A 12,962-nucleotide genomic window follows, 5' to 3' on the forward strand; every position below is an offset into this window, starting at 1 on the left:
GGCCCCGGCGGGTTCCGCCGCGCCGCGGGCGGGGCGCCCTGGCCCTGCGGCGTCGGCGGCCCCTGGTGAGGCGGACGACCGGCCTGCTGCGGCTGCCGGTAGTTCTGCGGCTGCCCGTACCCCTGCGGCTGCCCGTAGGCCTGCGGCTGCCCGTACGCCTGCTGATTGGCCTGCTGGCCGGCCTGCTGCCGGTACGGCTGCGGCGGCCGGTCGGGGGCGGGCACCGCGGCGGAACAGACCAGTTCCTCGCCGTCGGCCGAGTGGCCGAGCCGGAACGTCCGCTCGCCCTCGATCGCCATCCGCTCGACGCGGCGGCCCTCGAAGAACGTGCCGTTGCTGCTGCCCGAGTCCTCGATCAGCCAGCCCTCGGGCCCCGCCCGCAGGACGGCGTGCGACCAGGAGACGCGGGGATCGTTCAGCACGACATCGGACGCCGGGTCGCGGCCGATGCGGTAGGCGCCGCCGGCACGCAGCCGGTGCGTCCGGTCCCTCGTCCGGACGACGAGTACGGGCGCGAGCGATTCGGCGGAGGGACCGGCCGTCATGCCGGGAGTGTAAGTCCTCGATCGTGAAATGTCGCGTCTTGGTTCATGCGGCCCGGCGCCGCCCGGCGAACGGAAGATTGACAGCGCGCGGTCCGCCGAATTGAGTGAATGCCATGGCGAAACCGCCCGCTGCGGCAAGCGTCACCCGTGAGGACCGCCTGCCGGGGCGGAAGAGGCCACGGTGGCTGATCATTATCGTCTCGTCCGTCGTGCTGGTGGTGCTCGGCGTGGTCGTCGTGGACCGCGGCGCCGTCGCCCTCGCCCAGCACGAGATGGCCGCGGAGATCAAAAAGGAGGGATTCCCCGTCACCCCCGATGTGACGATCAAGGGGGTCCCTTTCCTGACGCAGGTCGCCTCGCGCGATTTCGACGACGTCCGGCTGTCGGCGAAGGGCATCGTCGAGGGCCCCCTGCGCGTGACCAGCCTCGATGTCCGCGCCCGCGACGTGCACATCGACGACTGGGGCTTCAGCAAGGGCACGCTCGGGTCCCTCGACGGCACCGCTTTCGTCAGTTTCGGCGACCTCGCCAAGGCCGGCGGCGAACCCGGACTCGACCTGAGCGCGAACGGCCCGAACCAGGTGCGCGCAAAAGTTGATCTCGGCGTCACGGAGGCGACCGCATTGGCGAGCGTCACCAAAGAGGGCAACAACATCCGCGTGAAGGCGCTCTCGGTCGAGGGGTTCGGACTCGACGAACTCGGCGACGAACTCGACTTCACCGTTCCCGTCTCGGGCCTGCCGCTGGGGCTCGCGTTCCAGAGCCTGACCGTCACGTCGAAGGGCGTCGGGCTCCATGTGACGGGGAAGAACGTGAAATTCAGCGACCGATAGCGGCCAGCGGATCAGCCCGAATCGGTGAGAATCTCCGCGACCTGCCGGGCGGTGTCGGTGGGCAGCGGCGCCGGAAGCCCCCGCCATTTCCTCGACGCGGCCATCGCCGCGGCGCCCGCGCCGCCCCCGTACGCGAGGGCCGTCACGAAGGACGCGAGCTCCGGCGGCAGCTTCCGCTCCAGCAGCTGGACGTTCATGCGGTAGGTGGCGGCGGTGGCGACCACACCGAGCGTCCCGGCGAGCGCACCGAGCCGCAGCGCGGGGATCCGCTTCCTGGCCTTCGCCAGCATCTCCTCCTGCGCCGCCTCGACGACCTGCCGGACGAGCGCGAGGTTCTGCTCCATCTGGTCGTTCTCGACCCTCGCCGCCTCGCGTGACTTGCTCATGACCCCGGCTTACCCGCCAGATGGCAAAGATATCGAGTCATCACAACGTCACGCTCCGCGACTCCGCGCGGGTCACCCATGGGCGAGGCGCTGGTCACTCGCGGGCGAGCGCGGGTCACTCGCGGGCGAGGCGCTCGCGGACCTCCATCAGGGCGAACCCGAGCAGGTTCAGCCCCCGCCAATCCGCAACCCGCTCGGCCCGCTCGTCGTCCGCCGCGAGCCCGATCCCCCAGATCCGGTCGAGCGGGCTCGCCTCGACCAGGACCCGGTCGCCGGTGCTCAGCAGGTAGGAGCGCAACTCCGGATGCTGGGAGAACTTCGCCATGTTGCCGTCCACGACGATGCCGAAGCGGTGCGCGGCCCACGTCTCCTCGTCGAACCCGCGGACCCGTCCGCCGAGCTTCTTCGCCTCGGCTGGGTGCCCCGCGTCCAGGATGGCCGCCGCCATCTCCTCGTCGCCGAACAGGCGCGCCTTGCCGGCCATCATGTAGTGCTCGGCCGTGGGATAGGTGATTCCCGCCACAGTGAATGGGGACGTATGCCATTGGCTGAGGCAGCCGGTGCGTCCGGTGTCGCGCCAGAAGAACACGAACTTCAGGCGTGTCCCCCGGGTCTGGAGGGTGCTCAGGTGCTGGACGTCCATGCGTGACAGGGTGGCACCGAGCGGCTCGGCGGGCCAGCGGTTTTCGTGACGCGGAATACACCGCTGACCAGTGAGGTTGTGCCCGGCACGGGTATAGCGATCCGGACTACGGTCTAGACCATTTTGCGGAAACGGTCGGGTCATCCGGAAAATCTCTTCCGGCCGCCTCCAGGCCGAGCATCCGGGGCGGTCGTCGAGTCATGGGAGGACAGCAGAAGCGATGGACAACCCTCTGGCGAACCCTCGTCGCACGAAGCTCGACGCGTGGCCGTCGCGGCGGCCGATGGACTCGGACACCGAGCAGGCGGGCCGCCCCGCCGACGGTGAGTCCGCGGTGAGCGAGGACGAGCTCGCCGCCCGTTGACCGGCCGATCGACGGCCATCGCCGAGGACCCGCCCGCACCGCGGACGGGTCCTCGCGCTTTCCCCCACTGGAAACCGCGGTCAGGCCGGTCTGAGCGGACGGGGCCGCGAGAGGTCAGGCGGTCGTGAGCACGTCCAGCGCGAGCGACCGGACCGTCTTCTCGTCGACCTCCACGCCGAGCCCAGGCCCGTCCGGGACGTGCGCGACACCGTCCTCCACGCGGACGGTCGGCCCCGCGTAGGGCGACTCGATGAACTGGCGGCCGTTGAGGTCGACGGGCGTGCCGATCCCGAACGCGGCGAACAGGTGCAGGGACGCGGCGAGGCCCAGGTCGGAGTCGGTCAGCCCGGAGCCCATCAGCTCGACCCCGGCGTCCTCCGCGAACGCGCACAGCCGCCGCGACAGCGTCAGCCCGCCGGTGCGCTGCACCTTGGCGATGGCGATGTCCACGGCCCCGAGCCGGACGAAGGTGGCCAGGTCGGACGGGTGCCGGAGGCTCTCGTCCAGCGCGACCGGGATCGGGGAGGCGTCGCGCAGGCGGCGCAGCCCGTCGATGTCGTTGGCGGGCAGCGGCTGCTCGAACGCGGCCACGCCGAGGCCGTCGAGGCGCCGCGCCATCCGCAGCGCCGCGTGCGCGGTGTAGGCCTGGTTCGCGTCCACCCACAGCGGGGCGCCGTCGCCCGCGTGGCGGCGGACGGCCTCGACCACGGCGGCGTCCGTCGCCTCGTCGTGCAGCCCGATCTTCACCTTGAACGCGCGGTGCCCGAGGTCGCGGCCCTCGGCGACGCTGCCGGCCACCTCGTCCGGGGACTGGCCCGACACGATCCAGCCGAGTTCGATCGTCTCCCTGCGGCGCTGCCCCCACAGCCTCCCGAGCGGCACGCCCGCGGCGCGTCCGAGCAGGTCGTGCAGGGCGACGTCCACGGCGCTCTTGGCGAGCGGCGCGCCGATGCTGAAGCCGCGGTTGACCGCCCGGTCGAACGCGGCGGTCACCCCGTCGAGGTCCCAGGCGGGACGCCCGAGGATCGCCGGGGCCAGGTAGCGGTCGATGGTCGTGACGATGGACTCGGCGGTCTCGTACGTCCAGGCGGGGATCGGCGTGGCCTCGCCCCAGCCGTGCGCGCCGTCCGCGCCGACCTTGACGAGGACGCGGACGCTCGGCCGGCCCGCGACCGCCACCGCGCCGCCGGAGACGCCGAACGACCGCCGCGTCGGCAGCCCGACGGCGAACGTCTCGATCCGGTCGATGTTCACGCGGTCCTCACCGGGCGGGCGGGGCCGTGCTCGCGCGGAGCACCACCGAGCCCTCGACGCGCTCGATGCGGCTGCGGCGCGGGGCCGGTTCGCGCAGGGCGAGGCCCATCACGCGCTCGCCCATCGCGTCCAGCGGGAGCGCGACGGTCGTCAGCGGCGGGGTGAGGTCCCGGACGATCGAGATGTCGTCGAACCCGGCCAGCGACAGGTCGCGCGGGACGTCGAGGCCCGCGTCGCGGAACGCCGCGAGGGCGCCGATCGCCATCACGTCCGTGACCGCGAACACGCAGGTCGGACGGGTGCCGAGGGACAGCAGCCGGGTCGCGGCCGCGTAGCCGCCGTCGCGGGTGAACGCGGCCTGGACGATCCGCTCGGGCGGCAGCGCGACGCCCGCCTCCGCCAGCGCGTCGGTGAACCCGGCGAGCCGGTCGGAGACCGTCGTCAGCTCGTGCGGCCCGGTGAGCACGGCGAAGTCGCGGTGGCCGAGGTCGAGCAGCGCGCGGCCGAGCGCGGCGGCGCCCTCCCGGTTCTGCGGCAGGACGGTGTCGACCTTGAGGCTGCGGTGCCGGCTCAGCACCGCGACCCGGCCGCCGGTGCGCTGGTAGGGCTCCAGCTCGGCGGCCATCGAGCGCTCCCAGTCGCGGTCCTCGAAGCCGGAGCCGATGAGCAGGATCGCGCGGGCCCGCTGGGCGCGCAGCATCGCCACGTACTCGATCTCGCGGGCCGGGTCGCGGAACGTGCTGGCCAGCATGACGAGCATCCCGTGCGCGGCGGCGGTGCGCATGACGCCGCGGGCGACGGCGGCGAAGTAGGGGTCGCTGACGTCGTGGCAGATGACCCCGACGGACTTGCTGGACGAGCTGGCGAGGGCCTGCGCGTGCGCGTTCGGCGTGTAGCTGAGCTCCCCGGCGGCGGCCAGCACGCGCTCCCGCAGATCGGCTCTGACCTGCGACGTCCCGTTGAGGACGCGGGACGCCGTGGCGAGCGAGACGCCGGCCGCGCGGGCGACGTCCTGCAGCGTCACGTAGGCCCGGTCGCCGGAGCGCGGCTCGCCGGCCGTCTCGGTCATCCCGCCCCCTCGCTCGTGCGGCCCGGCGCGGCGGATCTCTGGAAAGACCCTCTTGACCGCGCCGTGCGACGGTTCTTACGGTACATCAGAAAGCGCTTTCTGACGTGCTTTCCCGCCCCGTCCCGGAGGAACCCATGGTGAGTCAGGGCACGAAGCCCGCGGCGCCGGCGCCGGACGCGCCGGCCGTGGTCGAACGCGACCGTCCCGGCGCGGGCGAACGCGTGCGCGACGCCCTTGAGAGCGCGTGGCGGCCCCTCGCGCTGCTGGTGGCGTGCTTCGCCGCCTGGTGGGCGGTGACCGCGGCCGACCTGGTCGAGGACTACCTCGTCCCGTCGCCGGGCGCCACGTTCAGCCTGCTCGGCGACAAGTGGGGCTACATCTGGCACCACACGTGGATCACCACCTACGAGACCCTGCTCGGCTTCGCGATCGCGGTGGCCGTCGGGGTGTTCGCCGCGGTGATCATGGTGTACTCGCTCACCGTCGAGCGCACGCTCTATCCGATCCTGCTGTTCGCGCAGGTCATCCCCAAGATCGCCATCGCGCCGCTGTTCGTGGTCTGGCTCGGCTTCGGCATCGGACCCAAGATCGTCGTGGCGGTGCTGATCGCGTTCTTCCCGGTCGTGATCTCCATGGTCGCGGGCCTGAAGGCGGTCGACCCGGAGATGATCGAGCTGTCCGCGACGATGGGCGCCGGCCCCTGGGCCACCTTCGTCAAGATCCGGCTGCCCGCCTCGCTCCCGCACCTGTTCTCGGGCCTGAAGGTGGCGGTGACGCTCGCCGTCACCGGCGCCGTCGTCGGCGAGTTCGTCGGCGCGAACGAGGGCCTCGGCTACGTGATCCTCCAGGCCAACGGCAACCTCGACACCCCGATGCTGTTCGCCGGCCTGCTCGTGATGTCGGCGATCGGCGTCGTGCTGTTCGTCCTCGTCGAGGCCGCCGAGAAGCTCCTGCTCCCCTGGCACGCCAGCCGCCGCGGCGGCGCGGTCACCACCACCTACTGAGCCCCCCGCCCGAGCCCGCGACAGCACGAGAAACCACCCCCACGGAGGGCCGTCCCATGAAGCTCCGCACCGCCGCGATCGCCGTCCTCGCACCGGCCCTCGCGCTCACCGCCGCCGCCTGCGGCGGGGACTCCGACGAGAGCACCAGCGCGTCCGGCAAGAAGCTCAAGAAGGTCACGCTGACCCTCAACTGGTACCCCTACGGCGAGCACGCGCCGTTCTACTACGGCAAGAAGAAGGGCATCTTCGAAAAGCACGGCATCGACCTGGAGATCAAGGCCGGGCAGGGCTCGCAGAAGACCGTGCAGGCCACCGGCGCCGGGCAGACCGACTTCGGCTGGGCCGACACGCCCGCCCTGCTCGCCGCCGTCGACAAGGGCATGGCGATCAAGAGCGTCGGCGTGTTCCTCCAGACCACGCCCGCGTCCGTGCAGGCGTTCGACGCCAAGGGCATCAAGAAGCCCGCCGACCTCAAGGGCAAGACCATCGCCGGGACGGCCGGCGACGCGCTGGCCCGCACGTTCCCGGTGTTCCTCCAGAAGAACGGGATGAGCGCGAGCGACGTCCCCGTCCAGAACACCGACCCGGCCGGGAAGATGGCCGCGGTGCTGTCCGGCAAGGTGGACGGCCTCATGGGCTTCGCGAACGACCAGGGCCCGACCATGGCCAACAAGTCCGGCAAGCCGGTCACGGCGCTGCGCTACTCCGAGTTCGGGCTGAACTTCTACTCCAACGGCCTGCTGGTCGGCGAGCGCAAGCTGAAGAGCGACGCCGCGCTCGTCAAGGAGATGGTCGCCGCCACCAGCGAGTCCTGGACGGCGGCCGAGGGCGACCAGGCCGGCGCGGTCGCGAGCATGGCCGGCGCGTCCGAGCAGCTCCCGCCGACCCCGGTCGTGACCGAGCAGTTCAAGACCACGCTCACGCTGCTGCACACCCCGGCGACGCAGGGCAAGGCGCCCGGCGTCAACACCGAGGACGACTGGAAGCAGACGATCGCGACCTTCCAGCAGGCCGGGGTCATCACGAAGGCCGAGGCGCCGGCGAAGTACTGGCAGGCGTCCGCGGCCCCGCAGGGATGAGGCCGGTGGGGCTCCCGGCGAGCCGCACGGGCGGACCGACACCGATGACGGGACGGGCATGAGGATCATGAGCAAGCCGGAGAGCGGCACCGCGGCCGACACCGCGACCGACACCGCGGCCGACACGGGGGGCGCGCGGAACGAGCCCGCCGTCCGGATGGACGACGTCGCCGTCCGCTTCCGCAGCCGCAAGCGCGACGTCACGGCCCTGCGGGACGTGGCGATGGACGTCGCGATGGGCGAGTTCGTCGCCATCGTCGGGCCGTCCGGATGCGGCAAGTCCACGCTGCTGAAGCTCGTGGCGGGACTGCTGAAGCCGTCGTCCGGCACCGTGCGGCTGCGCGGCGAGCGGGTCGGCGGGCCGCGGCACGACATCGGCTACGTGTTCCAGCGGGCCGCGCTGCTGGAGTGGCGCAGCGCCCGCAAGAACATCCTGCTCCAGGCGGAGATGCGGCGCATGCCCGCCGAGCAGGCCCGGCGCCGCACCGCCGAGCTGATCGAGATGACCGGGCTCAGGGGCTTCGAGGACGCGCTGCCGCACGAGCTGTCCGGCGGCATGCAGCAGCGGGTCGCGCTGTGCCGCGCGCTGCTGCACGAGCCGCCCGTCCTGCTGATGGACGAGCCGTTCGGCGCGCTCGACGCGCTCACCCGCGAGCAGCTCAACGTCGAGATGAACCGGATCTGGCGGGAGACCGGCACCACCGTCCTGCTCGTCACCCACTCGATCGCGGAGGCCGCGTACCTGGCCAACCGGGTCGTGGTCATGACCGACAGGCCCGGCACGATCGCCGAGGTCATCGACGTCGACCTGCCGCCCGAGCGGGACTACGCCGCCACCATGGCGCGGCCCGAGTTCGCCCGGGTCACCAACCGCATCCGCACCCTGCTCGGCGCGGGCGCGGCGGCCGACTGACGCGACCGGCGCCGGCGGCCGGCTGACGCCTCCGGCGTCGGTAGCCGGCTGACGCCTCCGGCGTCCGCGGACTGAACCTCCCGCACCGCGCGGGACCGAAGGCTAGGAAGGAACGGGATGGCACGCAGGTCCATCGGGATCGTCATGAACGGCGTCACCGGCCGCATGGGGTACCGCCAGCATCTCCTCCGCTCGATCCTCGCGATCAGGGAGCAGGGCGGGCTGCCGCTGGCCGACGGCGACGTGCTGTGGCCGGAGCCCGTGCTCGTCGGGCGGCGCGAGGCCAAGCTGCGCGACCTCGCCGAGCGGCACGGGCTCACGGACTGGACGACGAGCCTGGACGAGGCGCTGGCCCGTCCCGGCGTGGAGGTCTACTTCGACGCGCAGGTCACCAGCGCGCGGGTCGAGGCGATCCGCACGGCCGTGGCGGCCGGCAAGCACGTCTACACCGAGAAGCCCATCGCCGAGGACCTGGAGAGCGCGCTCGGCCTCGCCCGCCTCGCCGACGCGGCGGGCATCAAGCACGGCGTCGTCCAGGACAAGCTGTTCCTGCCGGGCCTGCTGAAGCTGCGGCGGCTGATCGACGGCGGCTTCTTCGGGCGGATCCTGTCGGTCCGCGGCGAGTTCGGCTACTGGGTCTTCGAGGGCGACTGGCAGGAGGCGCAGCGCCCGAGCTGGAACTACCGGGCCGAGGACGGCGGCGGGATCATCCTCGACATGTTCTGCCACTGGCGGTACGTGCTGGACGCGATCGCCCCCGTCCGGTCCGTCCAGGCGCTCGGCGCCACCCACATCCCCGAGCGCGTGGACGAGGACGGCAAGCCCTACGAGGCCACCGCCGACGACGCCGCCTACGGCATCTTCGAGCTGGACGGCGGCATCGTCGCGCAGATCAACTCCTCCTGGACCACGCGGGTCTTCCGCGACGAGCTGGTCGAGTTCCAGGTGGACGGCACGGAGGGCTCGGCGGTCGCGGGCCTGCGGCGCTGCCGCGTCCAGCACCGGTCGATGACGCCGAAGCCGGTCTGGAACCCGGACCTGCCCGCCACCGAGGACTTCCGCTCGCAGTGGCAGGAGATCCCGGACAACACGGTCTTCGACAACGGCTTCAAGACGCAGTGGGAGATGTTCCTGCGGCACGTCGCCGACGATGGAGCGTTCCCCTGGGACTTCTACGCCGGCGCGCGCGGCGTGCAGCTCGCCGAGCTGGGCCTGCGCGCGTGGCGGGAGGGCCGCCGCCTCGACGTCCCGGAGCTGGCCCGGTGAGGATCGACCTGCCGCGTCCGGACGGCTCGCTCGCCCCGTACACGATGGGCGAGCCGCGGACCTACGCCCCGCCGCCCGGCCCGAGCGCGTCCCGGACGGCCTACGCCGCCGCGCACGTGGTGGCCGACCCGTCCGGCGCCGGGGTACTCGACTGGGACACCACGCTGGCGTTCCGGCGCCACCTCTGGTCGCACGGCCTCGGCGTCGCCGAGGCGATGGACACCGCGCAGCGTGGCATGGGCCTCGACTGGGAGGTGACCCGCGAGCTCATCGCGCGGAGCGGCCAGGAAGCGCTTTCAGCAGGCGGCCGGATCGTCTGCGGCGCGGGCACCGACCAGCTCCCGCCCGGCCCCGCGCCCCTGGACCGCATCGCCGAGGCCTACGAGGAGCAGCTCGCCGTCGTCGAGGCGGCGGGCGCCGTCCCCGTCCTGATGGCGAGCCGCCAGCTCGCCGCGTCCGCCCAGGGCCCCGACGACTACGCCGCCGTGTACGGACGGCTGCTGCGCCAGGTCACGCGCCCCGCCGTCCTGCACTGGCTCGGCCCGATGTTCGACCCCGCCCTCGACGGCTACTGGGGCTCCACCGACCTGGACACCGCCACCGACGCGCTCCTCGCGCTCATCGGCGACCACACGTCCAAGATCGACGGCGTCAAGGTGTCGCTCCTGGACGCCGCCCGCGAGATCGACATCCGCCGACGCCTGCCTTCAGGCGTCCGCCTCTACACCGGCGACGATTTCAACTACCCCGAACTGATCCGAGGCGACGAAGCGGGCCACAGCGACGCCCTCCTGGGCATCTTCGACCCGATCGCTCCCGCCGCGGCGGCAGCCCTCCAAGCCCTCGACAAGGGCGACACCACCGCCTATGACGAGATCTTCGCGCCCACCCTCCCGCTCGCCCGCCACCTCTTCGCAACCCCCACCTACTACTACAAGACCGGCGTGGTCTTCCTCGCCTGGCTCACCGGCCACCAGCGGCACTTCCGCATGGTCGCCGGACTGGAGACCGCCCGTCCCGTCCCCCACCTGGTCCGCCTCTTCCAGCTCGCCGACGCCGCCGGCCTCTTCCCCGACCCCGGCCTCGCGGCGTCCCGGATGCGCGCCTGGCTCACCGTCCAAGGAGCCGCCCCGTGAGACTCAGCCTCAACCAGTGGACGACCCGCCACTGGCCCCTCCCCGACCTCGCCGCGGGCTGCGCGTCCGCGGGCGTCGGCGGCGTCGGCCTCTGGCGCGAACCCGTCGCCGAGTACGGCCTCGAACGCACCGCCAAGCTCGTCCGGGAGCACGGCCTGACCGTCACGTCCCTGTGCCGCGGCGGCTTCTTCCAGGCCCCCGACGCCCTGGAGGACAACCGCCGCGCGATCGAGGAGGCCGCCGCGCTCGGCGCCCCCGTCCTCGTCCTCGTGTCCGGCGGGCTGCCGGACGGGTCCCGCGACCTCGACGGCGCCCGCGCCCGCGTCGCCGACACCCTCGCGGAACTCGCGCCCTACGCGGGCGAGCACGGCGTCCGCCTCGCCATCGAGCCGCTGCACCCGATGTTCTGCTCGGACCGCTGCGTCGTCTCCACCCTCGCCCAGGCCCTCGACCTCGCCGCCCCGCTCCCGTCCGAGCAGGTCGGCGTCGTCATCGACACCTACCACCTGTGGTGGGACCCGGCCGCCTGGGACGGCATCGCCCGCGCCGGCGCCGAGGGGCGCCTCCACCTCTTCCAGGTCGCCGACTGGGTCACCCCGCTCCCCGCGGGCGTCCTCACCGGCCGCGGCATGCTCGGCGACGGCTGCGTGGACCTCCGCCGCTACCGCACCGCCGTCGAGGCCACCGGCTACACGGGCCCGATCGAGGTGGAGATCTTCAACGACGCCCTATGGGCCCTACCCGGCGACGAGGCCCTGGCCCTGACCCTGACCCGCTTCACCGAACACGTGACATGACCACCCCCGGCGCCGTGGCTGAGGGGCGGTCGTGGCGGGCGGCGTCCGGGGCGTGGCTCGGGATCGGGACGGCGCCGGGCGCGCTCGTGCTCGGCGCCCAGGTCGGCGGACGGCACGGCGGCGCCCTGCCCGCCGTCGTGCTCGTGGCGGGCGGCGCGGTGATGGCCGCGCTCCTCGCCGCGCAGGGACGGCTCGGCCTGCTCCCGCCGGACGGCGAGAACGCGGGGATGACCGACCTTGCGCCGCGCTACCTGCCGCCCATCGCCGAACGCGCGTTCACGGCCCTACTCGCGGCCGCGATGGTCGGCTGGTTCGGCTTCAACGTCGGACTCGGCGGCGCGGCCGCCGCCGCGCTCGCCGGGCTGCCCGACGCGGCCGGGGTGCTGCTGCTGACCGTCCCCATGGTCGCGGTGCTGATCGCGGGCGGCGGCCGGTGGAACGCGGTCGCGGTCGCGACGACGCTGACCGCCGTCGCGCTCATCGGCATCGTCGCCGCACGGCTCCCGCCGCCCTCGTCCCCCGTCTCGCTCGCCCGCGACGGGCCGCCCAGCCTGCTCGCCGCGGACCTCGCGGGCTACATCGGCTACGTCTCGGTGTTCGCGGTGCGCGCGCCGGACTTCACCGTCGGGCTGCGGCGCCGCCGCGACCTCGCGGCCTGCGTGGCGCTGCTGGTCGGGCCCGCCCTCGCGGCGTCCGTGGTGGGCGCCGGGGTCGCCGCGGCCAGCGGATCCACCGACGTCGTCGCGGTGCTCGCCGGGCCGGACGGCCTGCCCGCCGCGAACCTGTTCGTCGCCGCGTCCGTCATCGCCCCCACCCTGGCCGCCGTGCACTCGGGCGTCTTCGCCGTCCAACGCTTCATGCCCACCCCCCAACCCCCCAACGCAACAACACACAACCCACCAGCCCACAACCCGACGACACCCGACACGGCAGCCCACCACGCGACCGCGCCCGACGAGGCGACGAACAACGCGCCGCCACCCGACGCCGCAGCACACGACGCGGTCACGCACGGCACGGCTGCGCACGACGCGGCGACGAACAACGCGACGGCGCCCGACGCAACGGCACCTGGCGCGCCGGAGCGCGGCGCGCTGGGACGTGACGCGCCGGAGCATGATGCGGTCGCACACGACGCGGCGGCGCACCAGGTGACCGTGCACGACGCCGCAGCGCCCGACGCGGTCGCACGCGGCGCGCCGGAGCGCGGCGCGACGATGCACGACGCGACGGCGTACCGCGCGACCGTGCACGACGCGGCCGCGCGCGACGCGGTGGGACGTGGTGCGCCGGCGCCGGACGTGGTGGCGCGGGATGTGTCGTTGCGGGATGCGGTCGTGCGTGGCTTGGGGGCGTGCGACTCGGCCGTGCGCGGTGTGCCGTTGCGTGGTTCGCGGGCGCGTGGTCTGGGCGGGACGGTGGGGCTTGGGCGGTGGGGGCGGGTTGTTGCGGTGCTGGTCATCGCGGTGCCGGGGGCCGTGCTCGCGGCGTTGCGGGTGGATCGGATGCTGCTCGACTGGCTGACCGTGCTGGCCGCGGCGCTGCCCGCGCTCGTCCCGCCGATGGCGGCGGAGGCGGCGCGGCGGAGTAGCCGCAGCCGGCGGCGATGCCGTGGACCTTCGCGCCGCGGGCGCGGGCGTGCTCCTCCGACTCCAGGATCATCACGGCGGCGC

The 12,962-nt window shown here is 73.3% G+C and carries 14 protein-coding genes; 9 read left to right on the forward strand and 5 right to left on the reverse strand.

Annotation, left to right across the window (positions count from 1 at the left end; all coding sequences use genetic code 11):
- Nucleotides 1–545, reverse strand: a 545-nt coding sequence (locus E1300_RS40465; RefSeq protein ID WP_131762585.1) for an FHA domain-containing protein, incomplete at its 3' end; no start/stop codon positions are given.
- 113 nt (nucleotides 546–658) lie between these two features.
- On the opposite strand from E1300_RS40465, the gene E1300_RS40470 reads away from it, so the two are divergent.
- Nucleotides 659–1,378 carry an LmeA family phospholipid-binding protein gene (locus E1300_RS40470; protein WP_131762586.1) on the forward strand — a complete coding sequence of 240 codons (720 nt, stop codon included), beginning with the start codon at nucleotides 659–661 and terminating at the stop codon, nucleotides 1,376–1,378.
- 11 nt (nucleotides 1,379–1,389) lie between these two features.
- On the opposite strand, the gene E1300_RS40475 is transcribed toward E1300_RS40470, so the two are convergent.
- Both E1300_RS40475 and ybiA read right to left on the reverse strand, forming a co-directional pair.
- Complete coding sequence (locus tag E1300_RS40475; RefSeq protein WP_131762587.1) at nucleotides 1,390–1,764, reverse strand: phage holin family protein; 375 nt, start codon at nucleotides 1,762–1,764, stop codon at nucleotides 1,390–1,392.
- Between the two features lie 115 nt (nucleotides 1,765–1,879).
- Nucleotides 1,880–2,407, reverse strand: a complete 528-nt coding sequence (gene ybiA / locus E1300_RS40480; protein ID WP_131762588.1) for a riboflavin biosynthesis intermediates N-glycosidase — start codon at nucleotides 2,405–2,407, stop codon at nucleotides 1,880–1,882.
- 220 nt (nucleotides 2,408–2,627) lie between these two features.
- Between ybiA and E1300_RS50725 the strand changes: the two genes are divergently transcribed.
- Nucleotides 2,628–2,771, forward strand: coding sequence for a hypothetical protein (locus tag E1300_RS50725; RefSeq protein WP_165503213.1), 144 nt, complete (start codon nucleotides 2,628–2,630; stop codon nucleotides 2,769–2,771).
- Nucleotides 2,772–2,885: 114 nt separating this feature from the next.
- Here the strand turns inward: E1300_RS50725 and E1300_RS40485 are convergent, their stop codons facing one another.
- Nucleotides 2,886–4,025 carry a mandelate racemase/muconate lactonizing enzyme family protein gene (locus tag E1300_RS40485; RefSeq protein WP_131762589.1) on the reverse strand — a complete coding sequence of 380 codons (1,140 nt, stop codon included), beginning with the start codon at nucleotides 4,023–4,025 and terminating at the stop codon, nucleotides 2,886–2,888.
- Nucleotides 4,026–4,032: 7 nt separating this feature from the next.
- Entirely contained in the window at nucleotides 4,033–5,094 is a 1,062-nt protein-coding gene (locus tag E1300_RS40490) for a LacI family DNA-binding transcriptional regulator (protein ID WP_131762590.1), read from the reverse strand.
- A gap of 134 nt (nucleotides 5,095–5,228) precedes the next feature.
- Between E1300_RS40490 and E1300_RS40495 the strand changes: the two genes are divergently transcribed.
- The 7 genes from E1300_RS40495 to E1300_RS40525 all read left to right on the forward strand — a co-directional run.
- Complete coding sequence (locus E1300_RS40495; protein ID WP_131762591.1) at nucleotides 5,229–6,098, forward strand: ABC transporter permease; 870 nt, start codon at nucleotides 5,229–5,231, stop codon at nucleotides 6,096–6,098.
- Nucleotides 6,099–6,154: 56 nt separating this feature from the next.
- Nucleotides 6,155–7,177 (forward strand): ABC transporter substrate-binding protein, encoded by a 1,023-nt coding sequence (locus E1300_RS40500; protein ID WP_131762592.1) that lies wholly within the window; start codon nucleotides 6,155–6,157, stop codon nucleotides 7,175–7,177.
- Between the two features lie 67 nt (nucleotides 7,178–7,244).
- Nucleotides 7,245–8,090, forward strand: coding sequence for an ABC transporter ATP-binding protein (locus tag E1300_RS40505; RefSeq protein ID WP_242619701.1), 846 nt, complete (start codon nucleotides 7,245–7,247; stop codon nucleotides 8,088–8,090).
- A gap of 117 nt (nucleotides 8,091–8,207) precedes the next feature.
- Nucleotides 8,208–9,356 (forward strand): Gfo/Idh/MocA family protein, encoded by a 1,149-nt coding sequence (locus E1300_RS40510; protein WP_131762594.1) that lies wholly within the window; start codon nucleotides 8,208–8,210, stop codon nucleotides 9,354–9,356.
- Nucleotides 9,357–9,400: 44 nt separating this feature from the next.
- The gene (locus E1300_RS40515) at nucleotides 9,401–10,492 is read left to right on the forward strand and encodes a dihydrodipicolinate synthase family protein (RefSeq protein ID WP_242619702.1); all 1,092 of its coding nucleotides are present in this window, start codon (nucleotides 9,401–9,403) and stop codon (nucleotides 10,490–10,492) included.
- Complete coding sequence (locus E1300_RS40520; RefSeq protein WP_131762596.1) at nucleotides 10,489–11,289, forward strand: sugar phosphate isomerase/epimerase family protein; 801 nt, start codon at nucleotides 10,489–10,491, stop codon at nucleotides 11,287–11,289. The genes E1300_RS40515 and E1300_RS40520 overlap by 4 nt, the downstream gene beginning before the upstream one ends.
- A gap of 14 nt (nucleotides 11,290–11,303) precedes the next feature.
- Nucleotides 11,304–12,962 (forward strand): SLC5/6 family protein (locus tag E1300_RS40525; protein ID WP_131762597.1); only part of this gene is annotated, 1,659 nt, incomplete at its 3' end.

This window comes from Actinomadura fibrosa (assembly GCF_900659615.1).
Taxonomy (GTDB): domain Bacteria; phylum Actinomycetota; class Actinomycetes; order Streptosporangiales; family Streptosporangiaceae; genus Spirillospora; species Spirillospora fibrosa.